The organism is Sphaerotilus sulfidivorans, assembly GCF_013426975.1.
GTDB classification, from domain to species: domain Bacteria; phylum Pseudomonadota; class Gammaproteobacteria; order Burkholderiales; family Burkholderiaceae_C; genus Sphaerotilus; species Sphaerotilus sulfidivorans.
This window is the reverse complement of record NZ_JACCPY010000023.1, coordinates 38163-58921: the sequence shown is the minus strand read 5'-3', so window position 1 is coordinate 58921 and position 20759 is coordinate 38163. Positions and strand designations below refer to the sequence as shown.

The following is a 20759-nucleotide window of genomic DNA, read 5'->3' as shown; positions in this document are numbered from 1 at the left end:
ATGGCCCCGATCACACTCGAAAACCCTGATTCAGCCCATCGGGTGTTACGACTACGCGGCACTACGCAGCAGCGCACACCGTCCGCATCCCCCGTGCTTCTCTCTGCCGGGGTGTGGTCCTAGGCGACGACTTCGCGTGCACTGTCGCGCCGGGTGGCGGCCGGGCGCGAGGGCTGGTGCACCGGGCGCGGAGCCAGCTCCTCGAGGAAGCGGCACAGCCGCGGGCCCTGCCATTCGGCGGCATGCCGGCTGCGGCCTTGCCAGGCGGCCTGGCGCATCGCGGCGATGCGCGGCCGGTCGGCCAGCTGCCGGGCCAGATCGGCGAAGGACTCGAAGGCGATCACCGCCGGATGGTCGGCCAGATGGTCGTGCGCGGCCCGGTAGCCACGCGCCGGCAGCGCGATCGGCACGCCGGCGGCGACGCTGGAGATCAGCCGGTCGGGCACCGTCAGGTCGAAGCGGTCGGCCCGCTCGCAGGCGGCGGTGTTGTAGAGGATCAGGCTGGCGTCATGCCGGGCCATGCGCGCCAGCAGTCCGGTCTGGCTGTCGGGCGCGAAGGGGCGGCGCAGCGGATGGCCGTCGTCGGTCTCGGGCGAATGCACATGGTGCAGCTCGATGCCCTGCGCGAGCAGCTCGCGCATCGGCCCGCGCAGGTCGTCGGCTGCGTGGATCGTCGGGTGCGACAGGTCGGTGCGGCCGACGAAGATCAGGTTGGGGCCGCTGGAGGCCGGCGCGGGCGGCGTGTCGGCCTCCAGGCGGGGCTGGAAGCTCGCCGGCCAGCACGGCGGCAGCACCAGGTCGGCCACCTCGCGGCCTGCGCGCTGCAGCAGCCGGTGGGCCTGGAAATGGCCGCGCATCGCCTCGCTCGGGAACAGCACGCCGTCCAGATGGGGCGCGGCGCGGCGCAGCATCCAGTGCTGGCGGCGCACGCCCAGCTCGTCGAGCGCCAGCGGATAGCACAGCACCATCAGCACCAGCCGGATGCCCGGGCGCAGCTGGCGGATGGCCAGCAGATCGGCCAGCGGATTGGTGCCCCAGTAGGCGACCACCACCTCGGTGCGGTGCTCGTCGAGATGGCGCAGCAGCGCCTGGCGGAAGGCCGGGTCACGGGTGCCGCCGAACTGGTCGAAGGCCCGCTGCAGACGCCGCGCCAGCGTGACCGGCCGGTCGCGGAAGAAGCTGCTCGAGTCCGGCATCCACGACACCGCGCAGCGCGTGTCGAGCATCGCCTCGAGGCTGCGCCGGTGCTCGATGTCCGGGCCGAGCAGGGTTGCGCGAAGGGGGGGGCGGTTGGAGGGGTGCATGCCAGGGTCTCGCAGGTCGTTGCCGATTTTTCGACCTGTGCCGCTTTGTGCACTCCCCGCAAAAAGGTGTTTCCGGAGGTGCCGGCTGTGTTGCCGTGATCTGCTGCACGGCCGGGGCCGCCCTTGTGCCCCTCCGTGTTGATGCCTGCCTGGAGGTCTGGCCGCGATCAGGTCGCCAGACTGTCGCCGCGCCGCATGGCCCGCGACAGCAGGATGACCGGCGCCAGCCCGACCACCACCAGCGCCAGCGAGGGCAGGGCGGCCTCGGCCAGACGTTCGTCGCGGGCCAGCTGCGAGGCGATGATCGCCAGCGTGTCGCTGTTGAAGGGGCGCAGCGCCAGCGTGGCGGGCAGCTCCTTCATCACGTCGACGAAGACCAGCAGCGCCGCGGCCAGCACCGTGCGGTGCAGCAGCGGCAGATGGATGCGGCCCAGAATGCGTGCGTTGCCGGCGCCGAGCATGCGCGCGGTCTCGTCCAGGCTGCCGGGCAGGCGCGCATAGCCGGCCTCGACCGACTGCAGCGCCACCGCCGAGAAGCGCACCAGATAGGCATAGACCAGACCCAGCGAGGTGCTGGTCAGCAGCGTGCCGATCTGGCTGTCGGGCCAGCGCTGCTGCGCCCAGCCCGAGGGCAGCAGCAGGCCGATGGCGATCACCGCGCCCGGCACCGCATAGCCCAGCGAGACCACCCGCACGCCTGCGCCCAGCAGCGGATGCGGGCGCAGCCGGCTCGCGAAGGCCAGCAGCAGCGCCATGCCGGCGGCGGCCAGCGCGGCCAGGCCGGACAGGCGCAGGCTCGCCCAGGCCCACTGGCCGAAGCGCTCCCACGGCAGGCCGAACTCGCCGTGCAGCGCCTCCAGCGTCACCAGGCGCAGCAGCAGCGCCACCGGCAGCAGGAAGCCCAGCAGCACCGGCAGCAGGCAGGCCGCCAGCGCCGCCCAGGCCGCGGCGCCCTGCAGTTGCACCGGGCGGGCCTCCGGGCTGCTGCCCGGCCCCCGGGAGGTCGAGAAGCGCAGCCGCGACTGCGCGCGCCGCTCCAGCCACACCAGCACGCCCACCACCAGCAGCAGCACGGTGGCGAGCTGCGCTGCGGCATGGCGGTCGCCGAAGGACAGCCAGGCCTTGTAGATGCCGGTGGTGAAGGTGTTCAGCCCGAAATAGGCGCCGACGCCATAGTCGGCCAGCGTCTCCATCAGCGCCAGCGCCACGCCGGCGGCCAGCGCGGGCCGTGCCATCGGCAGCGCCACCTCGGTCAGCCGCCGCCACGGGCCGGCGCCGAGCAGCCGCGCGGCTTCCATCAGCACCGCGCCGCGCTCGGTCAGCGCGGTGCGCGTCAGCAGGTAGACATACGGGTAGAGCGTCAGGATGAACAGCACGACCGCGCCGCCGGTGCTGCGGATGTCGGGCCAGAGCGCGCCGGTGGCGCCGGTGCGCGCGCGCAGCCAGACCTGCAGCGGGCCGCTGGACTGCAGCGTGTCGGTGTAGACATAGGCCAGCACATAGGCGGGCATCGCCAGCGGCAGCAGCAGCGCCCACTCCATCACCCCGCGGCCGGGAAAGCGCAGCAGCGTCACCAGCGCCGCCGCGCCGCCGCCCACCACCGCCACGCCCAGCGCCACCGGCAGCGTCAGCTGCAGCGAGGCCAGCGCATAGCCCGGCAGCACGGTGTCGAGCTGATGGGCCAGCGTCTCGCGGGCGGTGGCGTCGAAGCTCAGCCAGGACGAGGCGATCGACAGCACCGGCAGCGCCAGCACCAGGCACAGCAGCGCGAGCAGCCATTGCAGCGGGTGGGGCGGCTCGGCGCGCAGGCGGGCGAGAGGGGTCGCGGACATGGGAGAGCTTCGGGAAAGTCGTTATCGTGAATGATTTGCATTGGCGAGCCCGGCTATGATAGAGGCAGAACCTCAAGACGAGTCCTTGCGAGTCCCTGCGCCCATGTTCCTGCACGTCGATCAGCTCAGTGTCCAGTATCCGGGCGCCGCGCGCGCCAGCGTCCGGCATGTCTCGCTCGCGCTCGAGCGCGGGCAGATCGGCGCGCTGCTCGGGCCTTCGGGCTGCGGCAAGACTTCGCTGCTGCGCGCGGTGGCCGGCCTGGAGCGGCCGGCGCGTGGCCGGGTGGTGCTCGAGGGCGATGCGGTCAGCGATGCCGCCGCCGGCCGGCACCTGCCGCCCGAGCAGCGCCGCATCGGCATGGTCTTCCAGGACTACGCGCTCTTTCCGCACATGACGGTGGCCGAGAACGTGCTGTTCGGCCTCAAGGGCCTGCCGCGTGCCGAGCAGCAGGCGCGGGTGGCGCAGATGCTCGATCTGGTCGGGCTGGCCGGCGCGGCCTCGCGCCATCCGCACCAGCTCTCCGGCGGCCAGCAGCAGCGCATCGCGCTGGCGCGCGCGCTGGCCCCGAAGCCGCGCCTGCTGCTGATGGACGAGCCCTTCTCCAGCCTCGACGTCGACCTGCGCGAGCGTCTGGCGCAGGAGGTGCGCGCGATCCTGAAGCAGGCCGAGACCACCGCGCTGTTCGTCACCCATGACCAGATGGAGGCCTTTGCGGTGGCCGATCTGGTCGGGGTGATGAACGACGGCGAGCTGCAGCAGTGGGACGAGCCCTATGCGCTCTATCACCGCCCCGCCACCCGCTTTGTCGCCACCTTCGTCGGCCACGGAGTCTTCGCGCCGGCGCGGGTGGTCTCCGGGCCCGAGGGCGCGCGGGTGCGCAGCGCGCTGGGCGAGTGGTCGGACCGCTTCGAGTGCCCGCTGCCGGGCATCGGCGGCGAGTGCGACGTGCTGCTGCGTGCCGACGACATCGTGCACGACGACGACAGCGCGGTGAAGGCGCGCATCCGCGCCAAGGCCTTCCGGGGCTCGGAGTTCCTCTACACGCTCGAGCTGGCCAGCGGCGAGCTGGTGATGGCGCATGTGCCCTCGCACCACGATCATGCGGTCGGCGAGTGGATCGGCATTCGTGCCGAGCTGGATCATGTCGTGACTTTCCCGCGCGACTTGAAAGGCGTGGTCGCGGCCTGATCTCGTCGGCATGCAGAGGGCGCCGGGCCCGACCTATACTGGCCGCACGATATTGGATGCGCACCGGGACGGGTTTTTCCGCGAGCCCGCTGCGCGACGCGAAAGGTGTGCGAGATGGGAAGCAAGTTGAAGGTGGCGGGCTGGCTGGCGATCGGTGCGGTCGCAGGCGCCCTGACGACGATGCAGCTGCAGGCGACCGCGCGCAGCGCGATGTCGCCGCTGCCGCTGGAGGACATGCAGCAGCTCGCTGCGGTCTTCGATCTGGTCAAGCGCTCCTATGTCGAGCCGGTCGACGAGAAGAAGCTGATCCGCGACGCGATCGGCGGCATGGTGTCCGGGCTGGACCCGCATTCGGCGTATTTCGAGGGCCAGGCCTTCAAGGAATTCCGCGAGGGCATCAGCGGCAAGTTCACCGGCGTGGGCATCCAGATCGAAATGGATGACGGTCTGGTCAAGGTGGTCTCGCCGATCGAGGGCTCGCCGGCCTTCCGCGCCGGCCTGCAGACCGGCGACCTGATCACCCGCATCGACGACACGATGGTCAAGGGCCTGAACATGGACCAGGCCATCAAGCGCATGCGCGGCCCCAGCGGCACCAAGGTCGTGCTGACGGTGTTCCGCAAGGCCGACAACCGCACCTTCCCGGTCACCATCATCCGCGAGGAGATCAAGACCAAGAGCGTGCGCTCGAAGGTGGTCGAGCCCGGCTACGCCTGGATCCGCATCAACCAGTTCCAGGAGCCGACGCTGCGCGACTTCACCGAGCAGCTGCGCGAGATCTACCAGAAGGATCCGCAGCTCAAGGGCCTGGTGCTCGACCTGCGCAACGATCCCGGCGGCCTGCTCGACACCGCGGTCGGCGTCTCGGCGGTCTTCCTGCCCCGCGACGTGGTGGTGGTGTCGACCAACGGCCAGATCCCGGAGGCGCGCAGCGTGCTGAAGGCCTCGCCGATGTTCTACTCGCGCGATGGCAGCGACCTGCTCGCCGGACTGCCCGCCGCGCTGAAGACGGTGCCGGTGGTGGTGCTGGTCAACGAGGGCTCGGCCTCGGCCAGCGAGATCGTCGCCGGCGCGCTGCGTGACCACAAGCGGGCGGTCATCATGGGATCGCAGACCTTCGGCAAGGGCTCGGTGCAGAGCGAGATCGCACGCCTGCCGATGCCCAACACCTCGCTGAAGATCACCACCGCGCGCTACTACACCCCGTCGGGCCAGTCGATCCAGGCCAAGGGCATCGTGCCCGACGTGCTGGTCGACGAGACCGCCGAGGGCAGTCCGTTCGCGGCGCTGCGCATGCGCGAGGCCGATCTCGACAAACATCTGGGCGACGGCAGCGGTGCGGCCGAGAAGAAGGATGCCGCCCGCGAGAAGGCCCGCGAGGAGGCGCTGAAGAAGCTCGAGGAAGCGCGCGACAGCAAGGACAAGGCCCCGAAGCTGCCGGAATACGGCACGCCCGAGGATTTCCAGCTGCAGCAGGCGCTCAACCGCCTGAAGGGGCGCCCGGTGGTGGCGTCGAAGACCCAGACCGAGCGCAAGCCGGTCGAGCCGAAGGCGAACTGAGACGGAGCGCGCGATGGACGACGACCAGCTGCTGCGCTACAGCCGCCATATCCTGCTCGACGAGATCGGCGTCGAGGGCCAGCAGCGCCTGCTCGACGGCCATGCGCTGGTGATCGGCGCCGGCGGCCTGGGCTCGCCGGCACTGCTTTATCTGGCCAGCGCCGGCGTGGGCACGATCACGGTGGTCGACCACGACACGGTCGATCGCACCAATCTGCAGCGCCAGATCGCGCACACCGAAGCGCGCGTCGGCCTGCCGAAGGTCGAGTCGGCGGCGGCCGCGATCGCGCAGATCAACCCGGGCGTGGTGGTGCGCACCGTCGCGCAGCGTGCCGACGCCACGCTGCTGGCCGAGCTGGTGGCGGCGGCCGACGTGGTGCTCGACTGCAGCGACAACTTCCCCACCCGCCAGGCGGTCAACGCCGCCTGCGTGGCGCAGCGTCGTCCGCTGGTGTCGGGCGCGGCGATCGGGCTGGACGGCCAGATCGCGGTCTGGGATGCGCGCACCGGGGAACTGCCATGCTACGCCTGCCTGTTCCCGCCGACCGCCGAGGTGCCGGAGGTGCGCTGCGCGACGATGGGCGTGTTCGCGCCGCTGGTGGGCATCATCGGCACGATGCAGGCGGCCGAGGCGCTCAAGCTGCTGGCCGGCTTCGGTCAGCCGCTGGCCGGCCGGCTGCAGATGCTCGACGGTCGCCGCATGGAATGGACCGAGATCCAGGTCGGGCGCGATGCCGCCTGTCCGGTCTGTTCGGCAAGGGCCTGACACGGACCTGATCCGGCCGCTATGCTGTCGGACATGGAAAAAGCCCATCCCGAACTGACAGCACGCAACTTCCCGTCGGCCCAGGAGGAACTCCAGGCCGCACAGCCGCCCTCGCTGTACGGCGGCCCGGAGAGCGCCTACCGGCTGGCCTTCGCCGACAGCGCCTTCCTGCTGCGCGAGGAGCTCCGGCCGGTGCGCATGCAGCTCGAGCTGCTCAAGCCCGAGCTGGTCCAGACCGAGCTCGGCATCGAGTCGACGATCGTGATCTTCGGCAGCGCGCGCATCCTTCCGCCCGAGACCGCCGCCGAGCGCCTGGCCGAGGCCGAGGAGGGCGGCGACGAGGCCGCGGTCGCGCGTGCGCGCCGCCAGGTCGACATGAGCCGCTACTACGACGAGGCGCGTCGCTTCGGTGCGATCGTCACCCAGCGCTCGCGCACGCTGGAGACGCCGATCTACGTCGTCACCGGCGGCGGCCCCGGCATCATGGAGGCGGGCAACCGCGGCGCGCATGAGGTCGGCGGCAAGAGCATCGGCCTGAACATCGTGCTGCCGCACGAGCAGGCGCCCAATCCGTACATCACGCCGGAGCTGTGCTTCCAGTTCCACTACTTCGCGCTGCGCAAGATGCACTTCGTGATGCGCAGCATCGCGCTGGTGTGCTTTCCCGGCGGCTTCGGCACGCTCGACGAGCTGTTCGAGACGATGACGCTGATCCAGACCGGCAAGAGCCGCCGCCGCCCGATCCTGCTGTTCGGGCGCGAGTTCTGGACCCGCCTGATCGACTTCGACTGGCTGATCGAGACCGGCATGATCAGCCCGGGCGACGTGAACCTGTTCCGCTTCGTCGAGACCGCCGAGGAGGCCTGGGAGCAGCTGTCGGCCCACTACGGCTTCGATCTGCCCGACACCACCACCGGCGCCTTCGCGGAGGACATGTGAGCATCGACATGAGCGGGCGCGAGGTCGCGCTGATCGGCGTGCCGACCGATGTCGGTGCCTCCGACCGGGGCGCGTCGATGGGGCCGGAGGCGCTGCGGGTGGCGGGTCTGCGCGAGCGGCTGCAGGCGCACGGCCTGGTGGTGCATGACCGCGGCAACCTGTCCGGCCCGGCCAATCCGTGGCTGCCGCCGGTCGACGGCTACCGCCATCTGGCCGAGGTCGCCGAGTGGAACCGCAAGGCGCACGAGGCGGTGCATGCCGAGCTGACCGCCGGGCGGCTGCCGATCATGCTGGGCGGCGACCACTGCCTGGGCATCGGCTCGATCAGCGCGGTGGCGCGCCACTGCCGCGAGACCGGCCGCAAGCTGCGGGTGCTGTGGCTCGATGCGCATGCCGACTTCAACACCTCGGCGATCACCCCGACCGGCAACATCCATGGCATGCCGGTGGCCTGCCTGTGCGGCTTCGGCCCGCCGGAGCTGACCGGCATCGGCGGCCAGGTGCCGGCGATCTCGCCGAAGTGGATCCGCCAGATCGGCATCCGCAGCGTCGATGCCGGCGAGAAGCGCTTCGTGCACCAGAACGAGCTCGAGGTCTTCGACATGCGCTACATCGACGAGATGGGCATGCGCCATGCGATGGAGCTGGCGCTGGCCACGCTCGACGAGCGCACGCATCTGCATGTCAGCTTCGATGTCGACTTCCTCGACCCGGACATCGCGCCGGGCGTGGGCACCACCGTGCCGGGCGGCCCGACCTACCGCGAGGCGCAGCTGTGCATGGAGATGATCGCCGACACCGGCCGGCTGGGCTCGCTCGACATCGTCGAGCTCAATCCGGCCTGCGATGTGCGCAACCGCACCGCGGTGCTGGCGGTCGACCTGGTCGAGAGCCTGTTCGGCAAGAGCACGCTGATGCGACGCTGAGCCGCGTGCACCGCGCAGGGCGGACTGACATCGCGGACTGCGACAATCGGCCCATGAGCCTTCGCAGTCCTTCCGCTTCCGCCGCATCGTCTTCCCTGCAGCTTTCCCTGGTCGCGCTGGATGATCCGGCCGACCGTGTCGCGCTGGCCACCCGCTGGCGTGCGCTCGAGGCCCGTGCCGAGGGCAGCTTCTTCACCCGCTGGGCCTGGATCGGCACCTGGCTGGCGCTGCTGCCTGACGCGGTGCGCCCGCGGCTGCTGCAGGCGCGCCGCGGCGAGTGCGATGTCGGCCTGGCGCTGGTCGTCGACGGGCCCGGCCGGCAGCGCTTCGGCCTGCCGTTCTGCCGCACCGCCTGGCTGCATGCGACCGGCCGGCCCGAGTTCGACATCCTGACGATCGAGCACAACGACTTCCTGATCGCGGCCGATGACACCGAGGGTGCCGACGCGGTCCGCGCGGCGATGCTGGCGCACTGGGCCGGGCGCCTGCGCGGTGTGACCGAGATCGTGCTGCCCGGCCTGGCCGGGCCGGGCTGGCCGGCCGGCTGCGAGGCGCGACTGGCCTCGCGCCGGCTCGAGCGCGAGGACTGGGTGCGCCGCTCCTACGCGGTCGACCTGAAGGCGGTGCGCGCCGCCGGTGGCGACTTCCTGAAGCTGATCAGCGCGAACTCGCGTTCGCAGATCCGCCGCAGCATGAAGGAATACGGCCAGCTGGGGGCCCTCACGCTGATGCCGGCGGCCTCGACCGCGCAGGCGCTGGACTGGCTCGAGCGCCTGGCCGTTCTGCACCAGGCGCACTGGACCGGCCGCGGCCAGCCCGGCGCCTTCGCCAACGACTTCTTCTTCCGCTTTCACCGCACGCTGGTCGAGCACCACCACGACAGCGGCGCGGTCCAGATGCTGCGGGTGGCGGTGGGCGAGCACGACCTGGGCTTCCTCTACAGCTTCATCCACCGCGGCCGGGTGTACTTCTACCAGTCGGGGCTGGAGTACGGCCTGATCGAGAAGCATGCGCGGCCCGGGCTGGTCGCGCATGTGCTGGCCGCGCAGCACAATGCCGCGCTCGGCCACGAGGTCTACGACTTCATGGCCGGCGAGTCGCGCTACAAGACCACGCTGGCCACGCTCGACGAGCAGATGACCTGGACGACGCTGCGCACCTCGGCGCTGCGCTTCGAGCTGGAGGCGGCGCTGCGCCGGCGCCGTCAGCGCCGTGCCGGCGCGGTCGAGTCGCAGGAGGCTCTGGCCGATTGAGGTCGGCGCCGCACGCCGCGGCCCTTCAGCCGGCGGGTGCGATGCCGCGCCGCTGGCGTGCCGCCAGCAGCATCCGGCGCGGCGTCAGCAGCTTGGCCAGCAGCCGCAGCGTGCGCATGTCCAGGCAGCCGAAGCGGGTGCTGCTGCGCAGCAGCATGCGTGCAGCCTCGAGCCGGTCGGTCTCGATCAGCGCATCGGCGGCGTCCAGGCAGAAACCGCCGAGTTCGCGCAGGAACAGCGGCAGCTGGCGCAGGTAGAGCTCGGGATCGCGCTGGCAGATGCGCTCGGCCACCCGCAGCGTGTCGACGGTGGCGCGCACCCGGTGCCGCGGCGAGGACATCTGGCTGGCCGACAGGCGGTAGTCGATCAGCGCGCGCTCGATGAAGGCGACCTCGCCGCAGCGCGCCGCGCGCACGATCCAGTCCCAGTCGCACATCGAGCGCGCCTCGTCCTCGAAGCTGCCGGCCTGGTCGGCGCGCAGCAGCTCGCGGCGGAACATCAGCGTCGGCGGGTGCATGAAGTTGCCATGTGCCAGTTCCTCGTAGGCCGGGCCGTGGCAGACATGGAACTGCTCGCCCCAGGCGGTCTCGAGCGGGTCGCGGCGGCGCAGCAGCGAGCGGATGCCCTGGCGGGCCCGGCCGATGCGTGCGTAGTAGCGTGCCGCATGGCCGGCGCTCACCCTGCCGTCGCGGTCGTCGAAGGCATCGAAGTCGCCGGCGCACATCACCACCTCGGGCAGCGCCTCCAGCACCCGCGCCTGCAGCGCCAGGCGCTCCGGCCGGCACAGGTCGTCGGCATCGAGCAGCGCGATCCACTGCCCGCGTGCGGCCGCCACCCCGGTGGCCCGCGCCCGCGCCAGCCCGCCATTGGGCTGCGACAGCAGCCGCACCCTCGCGCCGTACTGCGCCAGCATCTGCGCGGTGCCGTCGGTCGAACCGTCATCGACGACGATGATCTCCAGGTGCGGCCAGGTCTGCGCGAACAGGCTCTCGAGCGTGGCCGGCAGGGTGTGGCGTGCGTTGTAGGCGGGAATGACGACGCTGATGAGTTCCGCCGGATTCAGGTCTGAGTTCAGCTTCGAATTCAGATCAGGTCCGGCCTGCGGTCCAGGCATTGTTGTGTCCGGTCGGGTCAATGGTTCACATGATTTCAGAGCAGCCGTGAAAAGGGAAGGTTTCCCATTTCGGGTTTGCTGAAAGCAACGGTAACGAATGTGTTCCGTGACCGTGACGTGGCTGCCGTTGCTGCTGCGGTCCGGGCCTCAGGTCGGCCGAGCCCAGGGCACCAGCAGCAGCGCCAGGCGGCGCAGGGCGGGCACGCGCTGGCCGATCTGGTCGAGCAGCACGATGTCATTCTGGTTCCAGACCCTGAAGATCAGCGTCGACAGCAGATAGAGCACCACATAGAGCAGTCCGGCCAGCAGCTGGTGCAGCAGCGTCGGTGCCTCGCTCAGCGACAGCGCGCCGAAGCACAGCGCGGCCGCGCTCAGGGCTGCGGCGCTCATGCGCATCAGCTCGCCCAGCGGCAGCGGCATGCGCAGCACCCACCAGACGCAGCCGAAGGTAAACAGGAAGACCGCCAGCGTCGAGGCCATGTGCGCGTAGATGGCCCCTTCCAGCCCGTGCGTCGGCACCAGCCACAGCGCCATGCCCGCGCTGGTGACCACCGCGAAGACGGCCTCGGCTGCGCGCAGGCGCTGGTTGTCGGTGATCGTCAGCAGCGCGCCGAACGCGGCGTAGGACAGCGTGACGCCGCGCACCAGCACCATCATCTGCAGCGCGAAGATGGCGGGCGCATAGCTGCTGCCATAGGTGAGCTCGACGACCGGCCGGGCCCAGAAGTAGCCCACGCCGGTCAGCAGCAGGCCGAGAAAGTGGAAGTAGCGCACCGCATCGCCGCCGAGCCGGTGGATGCGCTGCTGGCCGCCGGCGCCATAGGCGTTGGCCAGCACCGGCATCAGCACCGTCATCAGGCCGGAGGACAGCAGATCCACCCCGCCGCGTGCCAGCGTGGCGGCGATGGTGAAGAAGCCGACCGCCTCGGCGCCGACCAGTCGGTTGAGCAGATAGGTCTCGATCGCCTTGTTGCTGAAGGCGGCCACCAGCGTCGAGACCATGGTCCAGGCGAGATGCGGCTTGACGCGGGCCAGCAGCTCGTCGTCGATCTCGCGCGAGCCCTTGCGGATCTCGGCGCGGCGCAGCTGGTGGGCGGCCATCAGCGGATGCGCGATCGAGATCGCCAGGAACAGCAGCATGTAGCCGTCCAGCGGTGCGCCCAGCAGCGCCATGATGCCGGCGCCGGCCAGGTTGATCAGGCTCAGCAGGCTGATCGAGCTGGCCTCGATGCCGAAGCGGCCGTAGCCCTTGGCCACCGAGATGCTGAACAGGTACCAGGCCTTGGCGAAGGAGGCCAGCAGGGCGACCGCGGCGAACAGCGCCAGATGGCCTTCCCAGCCGGCCGGACGCAGTGCCGGCAGCGCGGCCAGGAAGATGGCGCCCACCGCCAGCAGCGACCAGCCCTGCCAGCGCTGCAGCCGGCGGTGCACGTCCTGGGCGTCACCCAGGCTCTTGCGCCCGAGCGACTCGGAGACGAATCGGATCGCCGAGGTGGTCAGGCCATGGTTCATCACCAGCACCAGCAGGCCCGAGAGCCACACCAGATAGGCGTAGCGGCCGTAGTCGGCCGGCCCGAGGCCGCGCGCGATCAGCATGCTGGTCACCAGACCGGCCGCGTAGGTCACATAGGTCGAGCCGGTCGTCAGCAGCACTGAGCGCAGCACTGCCTTGGCACCGAACTGGTTGCTCATTCAGGGTCCTTGTCGAATCGTTCGGCCCGCGGCGCGCCGTCGGCTGGGTCCGGCGGGGCCCGGTCCGTCCGCGACGAACCTCTTGTGGATGGTAGCAAACGGGCCTTTCGGCCTGAGGTGCCGTGCTCAGCGCGCGAACTGTGGATGGCGATGGGTGGCCATGCGCATCATCCGCGCGACGAACTGGGCCGCGCTGCGCTCGCGTGGCATGAAGCGTGGCAGCTGGTAGGGATCGGCCTGGTCGGTGGCCACGCCGACGGCGGTCGACACCGCACTGCTGTAGCCGGCCTCCTGCACCATCCTGGCGTGGATGGCCGCATAGTCGAGATCGGGCTTGCCGTTGGGGTAGGCGAAGCACGGCGGCTGGCGCCCGGTCAGCTCGGTGATGCGGTCGCGGTTGTCGGCGATCTCGCGCCGGGCCTGCTCGGGGTCGACCTTGGCCAGGATCGGATGGGTCACGGTGTGGCCGCCGATGTCGACCAGACCGCTGTCGGACAGCGCCCGCACCTGGTGGTCGTCCATCATCAGGTCGTTGGGCAGCTTCGCGCCGGCCTTGCGGCACAGCTCGGCGCAGAAGTCCTGCCGATGCTGCGGATCCAGGTATTTCACCGCCCGGGTCAGATCGGTCACCAGCGTGCGGCGCGAGGCGATGTCGGTGATCATGCGGGTGCCCAGGCCGACCTCGGACAGGTCGATCGCGCCGGGCGGCAGCCGGCGCACCGTCTCGACCACCGTGTCGTTGAACATGCAGCCGCCGTTGAGGAAGCCGGTGGTGACGAAGACGGTGGCCGGCAGGCGGAACTCGCGCAGCAGCGGCAGCGCCAGATCGTGGTTGTCGCGGTAGCCGTCGTCGAAGGTGATGCAGGCCGCCCCGGCGGGCAGCCGGCCTTCGCGCAGCATCTCGGCGGCCTCGTGCAGCCGCAAGACCTTGAAGGCGCCCGCGAGCGCGCGGAACTGCTCGGCCATCTGGCGGATGTCCGGCACGTCGGGCTGAAGAGGATCAGGCTCCTTCAGCACCCTGTGATACATCAGGATCGGCAGCAGGTTCGTGCCCGTCGGATAACGGGCCTGCACGAACCAGCGTGCGATCGGGCGGGCGATGGCGACCATGTTCAGAAGACTCCCAGCGTCTCCCCATGCTGTCAGGGAAGACTTCATATTGTCCTGCCGTGCATCGACTGCGCGACAACCAGAGCCGGGTGATCCGTCTCCCTTTTCATGGGGAAACCTCTTTTCCGGCAATGATGGAAACGAATTTTCCACGCCGGGCTCTGGTATCGACAGATCTGTTACCTGCGGAATGCAAATCGGCGAAAAGCTCATCGCCTGATCGTGCCCGCCACAGAAGGACGGTGTCCCATCCTTGATGCCGGCCTGCATGTTAACGAGTGTGTAGCATGTCACATCCGAAAGTCTGTTTCCTGACGAAACGCTGTGGTTTCGCGGCCGCAGTCGAGGCCCTCCGGCAGGGCACGACATAAAACGAAACACGACGATACCTGGGCGAAAGGACGCCGAAGCGCTCGCCCGGCACGATGAGACCGTGTTCGATGCAGTCTCATCAAGGAAGGAAATCGTCATGAATCGCGTGTTCAAGCGTTCGCTGGCCGGTGTGGCCGCCCTGGCGCTGGTGGTCGGTCTGAGCGCCTGCGGCAGCGCGCCCTTCGGCGGGCGCGGCGGCCCCGAGGGCGAGGGCTCGTCCATCGGCATGGGCATGAAGGACCGCCATGCGCACGGCCCGCGCAGCGAGGCCGACCACCAGAAGATGCGCGAGCGCATGGTCGAGCGCATCACCGCGCAGCTCGAGCTCGACGCGGTGCAGAAGGGCCATCTGGTCCGGCTGATGGAGACCCTGCAGGCTCAGCGCACGGCAATGGCCGGCAGCGCGGGGCAGGCCGGCCGCGGGGGACATGGCGGCCCGGGTGGTCCCGGCATGCTGCCCAGGCAGCAGATGCAGGAGCTGGTCAAGGGCGAGCGCTTCGACCGGGCCCGCGCCCAGACCCTGGTCGACGAGAAGACGCAGGCCGCGCGTGCCGCCGCGCCGCAGGTCATCGCCGCGATGGGCGACTTCTACGACAGCCTGAGGCCCGAGCAGCAGGCCAAGGTGCGCACCTTCCTGGAGCGCGGTCCGGGCCGCGGCTTCATGGGCGGTGGCCGTCACCACGGCTGAGCCGTGCGCGCGGCGGGTGTCCGCGGCTAGGATCGGGCCATGCCTCGCCTGCTCCTGATCGATGACGATGAACATCTGGCCGCGCCGCTGGCCGCCTACCTGCGCCGCTTCGACCTGCAGCTGGAGGCCTCGGTCCGGCCGGAGGCGGGGCTGGAGCGGCTGCGCACCGAGCCCTTCGATGCGCTGATCCTCGATGTGATGATGCCCGGCATGGACGGCTTCGAGCTGTGCCGGCGCCTGCGCCGCGACCCCGATGCCCGTCTCGCCGGCCTGCCGGTGCTGATGCTGACCGCGCGCGGCGAGGTCACCGACCGCATCATCGGCCTGGAGCTGGGGGCCGACGACTACCTGCCCAAGCCCTTCGAGCCGCGGGAGCTGGCGGCGCGGCTGCAGACCATCCTGCGCCGACGTGCCGCGCCGGTCGGGGCGACCGCGACCACGGCGATGCCGATGGCCGGGCGCCTGCGCTTCGATCGCATCGAGATCGACCTGGAGCGACGCCAGGTCTGGCGCGACGGCCAGCCGGTCGAGCTGACCGGCACCGAGTTCACGCTGCTGGCGCTGCTGGCGGCCGAGCCGCAGCGCGTCTTCAGTCGCGACGAGATGCTTTCGCGCCTGCGCGGGCACGAGACCGAGATCCACACCCGCGCGATCGACATCCTGGTCAGCCGCATCCGCCGCAAGCTCGAGCCGCTCGACTGCATTCGCACCCTGCGCAATGCCGGTTACACCTTCGCGGCCGGAGCGCCCGAGTGAGGCGGCTGCCGGGCGTGCTGCGCCGGCTGGGCGGCCGGCTCGGGCCGCGCCTGCTGCTGCTGTTCGTGGTGCTGGCGCTGGCGATGACGGCGGTGTTCATGTCGGGCCTGCAGCGCGCGATCGGCGGAGGCTGGCGCGGCCTGGTGCGCCCGCTGGTCGCCGACTATGCCGACCGGCTGGCGGCGGACCTGGGTTCGCCGCCGGACATCGCACGTGCGCAGGCGCTGGTGGCGCGCCTGCCGCTGTCGGTGCGCATCGACGGGCCGGTGGTGCAGTGGGACTCGCACCCGCATCTGCGCGGTCAGCCGGAGCGGCCCTGGCGCATGGGGCCGCCCCGGCATGCCTCCGATGTCGATCTGCATCGCCACCATCACGGCGATGCGCCGGCCTCGGGCGGGCGCGACCTGCGCTGGGTGGCCGATCCGGCGCTGGAGGATCGCGCCGACGCGGACGAGGGCAGTGAGCGCGGCTGGCTGCTGATCAGCCGGGTCACGCCGGACGGCCACCGCATCCGCTTCGGCCTGGGCGATGTGCCCTGGCGGGAACGGCCGCGCTCGATCGGCTGGGTCACGCTGGCCACGCTGCTCGGCCTGACGCTGCTGGCCTATCTGGTGATGCGCCACTGGCTGCGGCCGCTCGACGACATTCGCGCCGGCGCGGTGCGCTACGGCGAGGGCGACTTCGCCTCGCCGATCCCGGTGCGCGACCGCGGCGAGCTGGGGCGGCTGGCGGTCCAGATCAACACCATGGCCGCCGCGCTGCACGGCATGCTCGAGGCCAAGCGCGCGCTGCTGCTGGCGATCAGCCATGAGCTGCGCTCGCCGCTGACCCGCGCGCGCCTGCATGCCGAGCTGGTCGAGGACGGACCCTCGCGCGAGGCGCTGCTGCGCGATCTGGGCGAGATGCGCGAGCTGATCGCCGATCTGCTCGAGGGCGAGCGCCTGGCCGGCGGCCATGCCGCGCTCCAGCCGGCGCCGACCGATCTGGCGCTGCTGGTCGAGCTGGCCGCGGTCGAGGCGGCCGAGGCTGCGGGTGCGCCCGAGCAGGCGCTGCGCTTCGACCTCGATGCGGTGTCCGGCGAGCTGGCGCTCGATGCGGCGCGCTGGCGGCTGCTGGTGCGCAATCTGGTCGGCAATGCGCTGCGGCACGGCAGCGCGCCGGTGGAGGTTCGGCTGGCCCGGGTCCGCCCGGATGCAGGCCAGGCCGATGCGGTGGCGGGCGATCTGCTCGAGTTCGGCGTGCGCGACCATGGGCCGGGCGTCCCGCCCGAGGTGCTGGCCCATCTGGGCGAGGCTTTCTATCGGCCGGACGCCGCACGCGGCCGGGGGCAGGGCGGCGTCGGCCTGGGCCTGCATCTGTGCCGGCTGGTCGCCCGGGCGCATGGCGGTCGGCTGGAGCTGCGCCCGGCGCAGCCCGGCCTCGATGTGCGGGTCCGGGTGCCCTGGCCGGATCAGCCGGCGCGGTCGGGTCCGGCTGATCCGCCGTCGTCGCTCCGCTCCGACCCGGCTGGCAGCGCGTAGGCTGCCTCGTAGCCCAGGTCCATGCGGGCGCTGTCGGTCTCGCGCGGACCGTCCTGATCGCGTGAGCCCTCGCTGCGCAGCATGGTGTGAAGCCGGCGCCACAGCGGCAGCGAGCTGTCGGCGGCAGGGGTGTGCTTGTCGGACATGTCGGGCTCCTTCCTTGTCGTCGTGGATCTTGTGATCCGGATTTCAGGCTCAGGTCCAGGGGCTGGCTACCCAGTCGGGCAACAGGCGCATCAAGACGTGTCCTTGTCCCATCCCGGGTTGCAGCTTCGAACGACCCTGACCGCCGGTGAGAAGGCTGGCGCGGTGCGGTCGGGTTCCGGGTTTGGAGTGCGCTTGAGCGTGACAGGTTCCGCAAGAATGCTTGGCCTGTCCTGAAGCGGGGCTCCAATCCTGCTCAGGGTATGGCGTGTCCGGCGCCCCTGGTCCGGGTGCCGGGTTGCGGGGCCGGCTGTTTCAGGCCTGGGCCTCTGTGCTGTGATAATCGGTAACCTTTGGGACCGATCGCCGCGGGCGAGTCGACATGATGAATCTGCCTTCCTTCGCCTCCTCGATCCGCCTGGTCGGCCAGATGCTGCTGTGGGGTGGCTGGCTGGTGCCGGCGCTGCTGGCCTGGCAGCGCCTGCTCGACTATCTGAACGACGACCTGGCGCGGCTGCATTTCACCCCGAGCTCGGCGCTGCTGCCGATGCCCGACATCAACGAGGCTGCCAACATCGCCGCCGCGCGGCAGTGGATGCTGGTGGCGGCGGTCTGGCTCGGCCTGGCGATCCTGTCGGCCTGCATCGGTGCCTGGCGGGGGCGGGCGGCCGGCCGGGCGGGTCAGCCGGCATCGGCCGAGGGGCCGGCCGCGCCGGTCGCACCTGCTGCAGGCTCGGTGGTGCCGCCGCCCGCGCTGGCGCAGCAGATGGATCTGCTGTCGCGCCAGGTGGAGGCCTGCCGCGAATCGCTGGCCGGCGAATACGCCCGGGTGCAGGCGATGGGTGCAGCCACCGACGACACCCAGCGCGATCGCTTTGCGCGACTCGAGCAGCGCCTGTCGGGACTGGAGGGTCTGCTGCAGCGCAATGGCGAGCAGATCGGGCATCAGCTCGGCGATCTGCGCGAGCGCATGGCGGCGGGCGGCTCGACCAACCAGTCCGATTTCGGCGATCTGGCCACCGGCCCGGTGCCGCTGCTGGCCGGTGCCGGTTCGGCCGATGACCTGCGTCGGCTGCGCGATCTGGTGCTGAACCTCTCCGACCTGAAGGCGGACCTGCGTCTCGAGCAGCGCCAGCTGCGCCAGCGCCTGCGCGATCTGCCCGATGCGGCGGGAGGCGCCGGTAGCCAGAGCCGGCCACGACCGCCCCGGGCCGCCTGATCGGCCGGCTCATGGTGGGTTGCCCGGGCGTCCCGGCTCGGGTATGATCAGGTTTTCGCTAGAACGCTGAATGGGCGGATCAGATCCAGCCCATTTTTTTTGCTTGAACCGCCGCAAGGCACCGGAAGGAGTGCGGCAGCCGGCTGGCGTGATGTCTGCGAAGAGGCCCGTTGCATGGGCTGCCCCGAGGGGCAGTTCGTGTCGGTCGCGGCCTCGATGCGGCATGACGCGGCTCTCAGGCTGCCGTTTGTACTGCATAGATGAACTGGCAGCAGGCTGTCGAACGAACCGTTACCGGCATGGGCTACGAACTCGTGGAATGCGAGCGTGGCCTGCGCGGGTTGCTGAGTGTGTCCATCGACCGGGTGCCGGGCACCGTCTATCCGACCGGTCCGGCCGACTTTGTCCTGGTCGAGGATTGCGAGCAGGTCACCCGCCAGCTCCAGCGCGTGCTGGAGGTCGAGGGCTGCGACTACGCTCGTCTGGAGGTGTCCTCGCCCGGGCTGGATCGGCCGCTGCGCAGGATGGCCGACTATGTGCGCTTCGAGGGCGCCGAGATCGACGTCACGCTGCGCCAGGTCTTCCAGGGGCGCAAGAAATACCGCGGCATCCTCCGTCTGGCCGGGAAGGGTCCGGACGCCTCGCTGGAGCTGATCTTCCGCGACGGCAAGGACAAGGACGAGCAGGTGCTGGGCTTCACCCTCGACGAGGTCCGCGAGGCCCGGCTGGTGCCGGTCGTGGACTTCAAGGGGCGGGGCCGCAAGGACAAGGATGCCGGCGCGGCAGCGGGTGAAGCGGCGGAACAGGAACCCGGAGGTCACGAAGAATGAACCGCGAACTGTTGATGCTGGTCGATGCGATCTCGCACGAGAAGAACGTCGATCGCGAAGTCGTGTTCGGCGCCGTCGAGTCGGCGCTGGCCTCGGCCACCAAGAAACTCTATGAGGGCGAGGTCGACATCCGTGTCGCCATCGACCGCGAGAACGGCGCCTACGAGACCTTCCGGCGCTGGCATGTCGTGCCCGACGAGGCCGGTCTGCAGCAGCCCGAGGCCGAGATCCTGCACTTCGAGGCCAAGGAGCAGATCGACGACATCGAGGTCGGCGACTTCCTCGAGGAGTCGGTCGAGTCGGTGCCGATCGGCCGCATCGGCGCGCAGGCCGCCAAGCAGGTGATCCTGCAGAAGATCCGCGACGCCGAGCGCGAGCAGCTGCTCAACGACTTCCTGTCGCGCGGCGACAAGATCTTCACCGGCACCGTCAAGCGCCTCGACAAGGGCGACCTGATCGTCGAGAGCGGCCGCGTCGAGGGCCGCCTGAAGCGCAGCGAGCTGATCCCGAAGGAAAACCTGCGCTCGGGCGACCGGGTGCGGGCGATGATGGTCGAGATCGATCCGACGCTGCGCGGTCCGCAGATCCTGCTGTCGCGCTCGGCGCCGTCGTTCATGGTCGAGCTCTTCCGCCAGGAAGTGCCCGAGATCGAGCAGGGCCTGCTCGAGATCAAGAGCTGCGCCCGTGATGCGGGCAGCCGCGCCAAGATCGCCGTCGTGTCCTATGACAAGCGTGTCGATCCGATCGGCACCTGCGTGGGCGTGCGCGGTTCGCGCGTCAACGCGGTCACCAACGAGCTCGCCGGCGAGCGCGTCGACATCGTGCTGTGGTCGGAGGATCCGGCGCAGTTCGTCATCGGCGCGCTGGCCCCGGCCAATGTGCAGTCCATCGTCGTCGACGAGGAAAAGCACGCGATGGACGTGGTGGTCGACGAGGAGAACCTGGCCATCGCGATCGGTCGCGGCGGCCAGAACGTGCGTCTGGCCTCCGAGCTGACCGGCTGGCGCATCAACATCATGACCGCCGAGGAATCGGCGGCCAAGCAGGCCGAGGAAAGCGACGGCATCCGTCGCCTGTTCGTCGAGCGTCTGGATGTCGACGAGGAAGTCGCCGACATCCTGATCGCCGAGGGCTTCACCAGTCTCGAGGAAGTGGCCTATGTGCCGCTTCAGGAGATGCTGGAGATCGATGCCTTCGACGAGGACACGGTGCAGGAGCTGCGCTCCCGCGCGAAGAATGTCCTGCTGACGCTCGAGATCGCCAAGGAGGAGCGCGTCGAGGAGGTGTCGCAGGACCTGCGCGACATGGAAGGACTCAACGCCGAACTGATCGCGAGCCTGTCCGAGGGTGGCATCCACACCCGCGACGATCTCGCCGATCTTGCGGTCGACGAGCTGGTCGAGATGACCGGCGTCGACGAGGCCCGTGCGAAGGCGCTGATCATGAAGGCGCGCGAGCACTGGTTCGGCACGGACGCCTGAGTCCGAGCTCCGCGCCCCGAGACCCTTCCAGATCCTGACCGACACCGACGAACGAACGAACAAG

At 70.3% G+C, this 20759-nt stretch carries 18 protein-coding genes; 12 read left to right on the top strand and 6 right to left on the bottom strand.

The window, feature by feature from the left end; all coding sequences use genetic code 11:
* Window positions 1-119 precede the first annotated feature (119 nt).
* Entirely contained in the window at window positions 120-1304 is a 1185-nt protein-coding gene (locus tag HZU84_RS13750) for a glycosyltransferase (RefSeq protein ID WP_149503302.1), read from the bottom strand.
* Window positions 1305-1471: 167 nt separating this feature from the next.
* Window positions 1472-3136 carry an ABC transporter permease gene (locus HZU84_RS13745; RefSeq protein WP_149503303.1) on the bottom strand — a complete coding sequence of 555 codons (1665 nt, stop codon included), beginning with the start codon at window positions 3134-3136 and terminating at the stop codon, window positions 1472-1474.
* Between the two features lie 103 nt (window positions 3137-3239).
* Between HZU84_RS13745 and HZU84_RS13740 the strand changes: the two genes are divergently transcribed.
* The 6 genes from HZU84_RS13740 to HZU84_RS13715 all read left to right on the top strand — a co-directional run bounded on the left by HZU84_RS13740 (window position 3240) and on the right by HZU84_RS13715 (window position 9769).
* On the top strand, window positions 3240-4325 hold the full coding sequence (locus HZU84_RS13740; protein WP_149503304.1) for an ABC transporter ATP-binding protein: 1086 nt from the start codon (window positions 3240-3242) through the stop codon (window positions 4323-4325).
* 114 nt (window positions 4326-4439) lie between these two features.
* Window positions 4440-5885, top strand: a complete 1446-nt coding sequence (locus tag HZU84_RS13735) for a S41 family peptidase (protein WP_149503305.1) — start codon at window positions 4440-4442, stop codon at window positions 5883-5885.
* A 13-nt stretch (window positions 5886-5898) separates the two neighbouring features.
* Window positions 5899-6651: a HesA/MoeB/ThiF family protein gene (locus HZU84_RS13730; protein WP_149503306.1), complete on the top strand. Its 753-nt coding sequence runs from the start codon at window positions 5899-5901 to the stop codon at window positions 6649-6651.
* A 33-nt stretch (window positions 6652-6684) separates the two neighbouring features.
* Window positions 6685-7590, top strand: coding sequence for an LOG family protein (locus HZU84_RS13725; RefSeq protein ID WP_180692960.1), 906 nt, complete (start codon window positions 6685-6687; stop codon window positions 7588-7590).
* Between the two features lie 8 nt (window positions 7591-7598).
* Window positions 7599-8516, top strand: coding sequence for an arginase (gene rocF / locus HZU84_RS13720; RefSeq protein ID WP_149505200.1), 918 nt, complete (start codon window positions 7599-7601; stop codon window positions 8514-8516).
* Between the two features lie 53 nt (window positions 8517-8569).
* Window positions 8570-9769 (top strand): GNAT family N-acetyltransferase, encoded by a 1200-nt coding sequence (locus tag HZU84_RS13715; protein WP_149503308.1) that lies wholly within the window; start codon window positions 8570-8572, stop codon window positions 9767-9769.
* 25 nt (window positions 9770-9794) lie between these two features.
* Here the strand turns inward: HZU84_RS13715 and HZU84_RS13710 are convergent, their stop codons facing one another.
* The 3 genes from HZU84_RS13710 to HZU84_RS13700 all read right to left on the bottom strand — a co-directional run bounded on the left by HZU84_RS13710 (window position 9795) and on the right by HZU84_RS13700 (window position 13685).
* On the bottom strand, window positions 9795-10883 hold the full coding sequence (locus HZU84_RS13710) for a glycosyltransferase family 2 protein (protein ID WP_149503309.1): 1089 nt from the start codon (window positions 10881-10883) through the stop codon (window positions 9795-9797).
* A gap of 147 nt (window positions 10884-11030) precedes the next feature.
* A complete protein-coding gene (locus HZU84_RS13705; RefSeq protein WP_149503310.1) occupies window positions 11031-12575 on the bottom strand; it encodes a lipopolysaccharide biosynthesis protein in 1545 nt (514 codons plus the stop codon).
* 126 nt (window positions 12576-12701) lie between these two features.
* Window positions 12702-13685, bottom strand: a complete 984-nt coding sequence (locus HZU84_RS13700) for a polysaccharide deacetylase family protein (protein WP_149503311.1) — start codon at window positions 13683-13685, stop codon at window positions 12702-12704.
* 469 nt (window positions 13686-14154) lie between these two features.
* Here HZU84_RS13700 and HZU84_RS13695 point away from each other — a divergent pair, with 469 nt between their 5' ends.
* The 3 genes from HZU84_RS13695 to HZU84_RS13685 are packed head-to-tail and all read left to right on the top strand — an operon-like array spanning window position 14155 to window position 17021.
* The gene (locus HZU84_RS13695) at window positions 14155-14745 is read left to right on the top strand and encodes a Spy/CpxP family protein refolding chaperone (RefSeq protein ID WP_149503312.1); all 591 of its coding nucleotides are present in this window, start codon (window positions 14155-14157) and stop codon (window positions 14743-14745) included.
* A 39-nt stretch (window positions 14746-14784) separates the two neighbouring features.
* Window positions 14785-15501 carry a response regulator transcription factor gene (locus HZU84_RS13690; protein ID WP_149503313.1) on the top strand — a complete coding sequence of 239 codons (717 nt, stop codon included), beginning with the start codon at window positions 14785-14787 and terminating at the stop codon, window positions 15499-15501.
* Window positions 15498-17021 carry a HAMP domain-containing sensor histidine kinase gene (locus tag HZU84_RS13685; protein WP_244954462.1) on the top strand — a complete coding sequence of 508 codons (1524 nt, stop codon included), beginning with the start codon at window positions 15498-15500 and terminating at the stop codon, window positions 17019-17021. The genes HZU84_RS13690 and HZU84_RS13685 overlap by 4 nt, the downstream gene beginning before the upstream one ends.
* Here the strand turns inward: HZU84_RS13685 and HZU84_RS13680 are convergent.
* Window positions 16952-17167, bottom strand: a complete 216-nt coding sequence (locus tag HZU84_RS13680) for a hypothetical protein (RefSeq protein WP_149503314.1) — start codon at window positions 17165-17167, stop codon at window positions 16952-16954. The genes HZU84_RS13685 and HZU84_RS13680 overlap by 70 nt on opposite strands.
* Window positions 17168-17550: 383 nt before the next feature.
* On the opposite strand from HZU84_RS13680, the gene HZU84_RS13675 reads away from it, so the two are divergent.
* The 3 genes from HZU84_RS13675 (at window position 17551) to nusA (ending at window position 20695) form a co-directional block, all read left to right on the top strand.
* Window positions 17551-18384, top strand: coding sequence for a hypothetical protein (locus tag HZU84_RS13675; RefSeq protein ID WP_149503315.1), 834 nt, complete (start codon window positions 17551-17553; stop codon window positions 18382-18384).
* A gap of 260 nt (window positions 18385-18644) precedes the next feature.
* Entirely contained in the window at window positions 18645-19214 is a 570-nt protein-coding gene (gene rimP, locus HZU84_RS13670; protein ID WP_149503316.1) for a ribosome maturation factor RimP, read from the top strand.
* Entirely contained in the window at window positions 19211-20695 is a 1485-nt protein-coding gene (gene nusA, locus HZU84_RS13665) for a transcription termination factor NusA (RefSeq protein WP_149503317.1), read from the top strand. The genes rimP and nusA overlap by 4 nt, the downstream gene beginning before the upstream one ends.
* Window positions 20696-20759: the final 64 nt, after the last annotated feature.

What these genes read in the sequence shown, in the direction of transcription:
- HZU84_RS13750 (WP_149503302.1), bottom strand. Translation starts at nt 1,304, where the DNA reads ATGCACCCCTCCAACCGCCCCCCCCTTCGCGCAACCCTGCTCGGCCCG.
- HZU84_RS13745 (WP_149503303.1), bottom strand. Translation starts at nt 3,136, where the DNA reads ATGTCCGCGACCCCTCTCGCCCGCCTGCGCGCCGAGCCGCCCCACCCG.
- HZU84_RS13740 (WP_149503304.1), top strand. Translation starts at nt 3,240, where the DNA reads ATGTTCCTGCACGTCGATCAGCTCAGTGTCCAGTATCCGGGCGCCGCG.
- HZU84_RS13735 (WP_149503305.1), top strand. Translation starts at nt 4,440, where the DNA reads ATGGGAAGCAAGTTGAAGGTGGCGGGCTGGCTGGCGATCGGTGCGGTC.
- HZU84_RS13730 (WP_149503306.1), top strand. Translation starts at nt 5,899, where the DNA reads ATGGACGACGACCAGCTGCTGCGCTACAGCCGCCATATCCTGCTCGAC.
- HZU84_RS13725 (WP_180692960.1), top strand. Translation starts at nt 6,685, where the DNA reads ATGGAAAAAGCCCATCCCGAACTGACAGCACGCAACTTCCCGTCGGCC.
- rocF (WP_149505200.1), top strand. Translation starts at nt 7,599, where the DNA reads ATGAGCGGGCGCGAGGTCGCGCTGATCGGCGTGCCGACCGATGTCGGT.
- HZU84_RS13715 (WP_149503308.1), top strand. Translation starts at nt 8,570, where the DNA reads ATGAGCCTTCGCAGTCCTTCCGCTTCCGCCGCATCGTCTTCCCTGCAG.
- HZU84_RS13710 (WP_149503309.1), bottom strand. Translation starts at nt 10,883, where the DNA reads ATGCCTGGACCGCAGGCCGGACCTGATCTGAATTCGAAGCTGAACTCA.
- HZU84_RS13705 (WP_149503310.1), bottom strand. Translation starts at nt 12,575, where the DNA reads ATGAGCAACCAGTTCGGTGCCAAGGCAGTGCTGCGCTCAGTGCTGCTG.
- HZU84_RS13700 (WP_149503311.1), bottom strand. Translation starts at nt 13,685, where the DNA reads ATGGTCGCCATCGCCCGCCCGATCGCACGCTGGTTCGTGCAGGCCCGT.
- HZU84_RS13695 (WP_149503312.1), top strand. Translation starts at nt 14,155, where the DNA reads ATGAATCGCGTGTTCAAGCGTTCGCTGGCCGGTGTGGCCGCCCTGGCG.
- HZU84_RS13690 (WP_149503313.1), top strand. Translation starts at nt 14,785, where the DNA reads ATGCCTCGCCTGCTCCTGATCGATGACGATGAACATCTGGCCGCGCCG.
- HZU84_RS13680 (WP_149503314.1), bottom strand. Translation starts at nt 17,167, where the DNA reads ATGTCCGACAAGCACACCCCTGCCGCCGACAGCTCGCTGCCGCTGTGG.
- HZU84_RS13675 (WP_149503315.1), top strand. Translation starts at nt 17,551, where the DNA reads ATGAATCTGCCTTCCTTCGCCTCCTCGATCCGCCTGGTCGGCCAGATG.
- rimP (WP_149503316.1), top strand. Translation starts at nt 18,645, where the DNA reads ATGAACTGGCAGCAGGCTGTCGAACGAACCGTTACCGGCATGGGCTAC.
- nusA (WP_149503317.1), top strand. Translation starts at nt 19,211, where the DNA reads ATGAACCGCGAACTGTTGATGCTGGTCGATGCGATCTCGCACGAGAAG.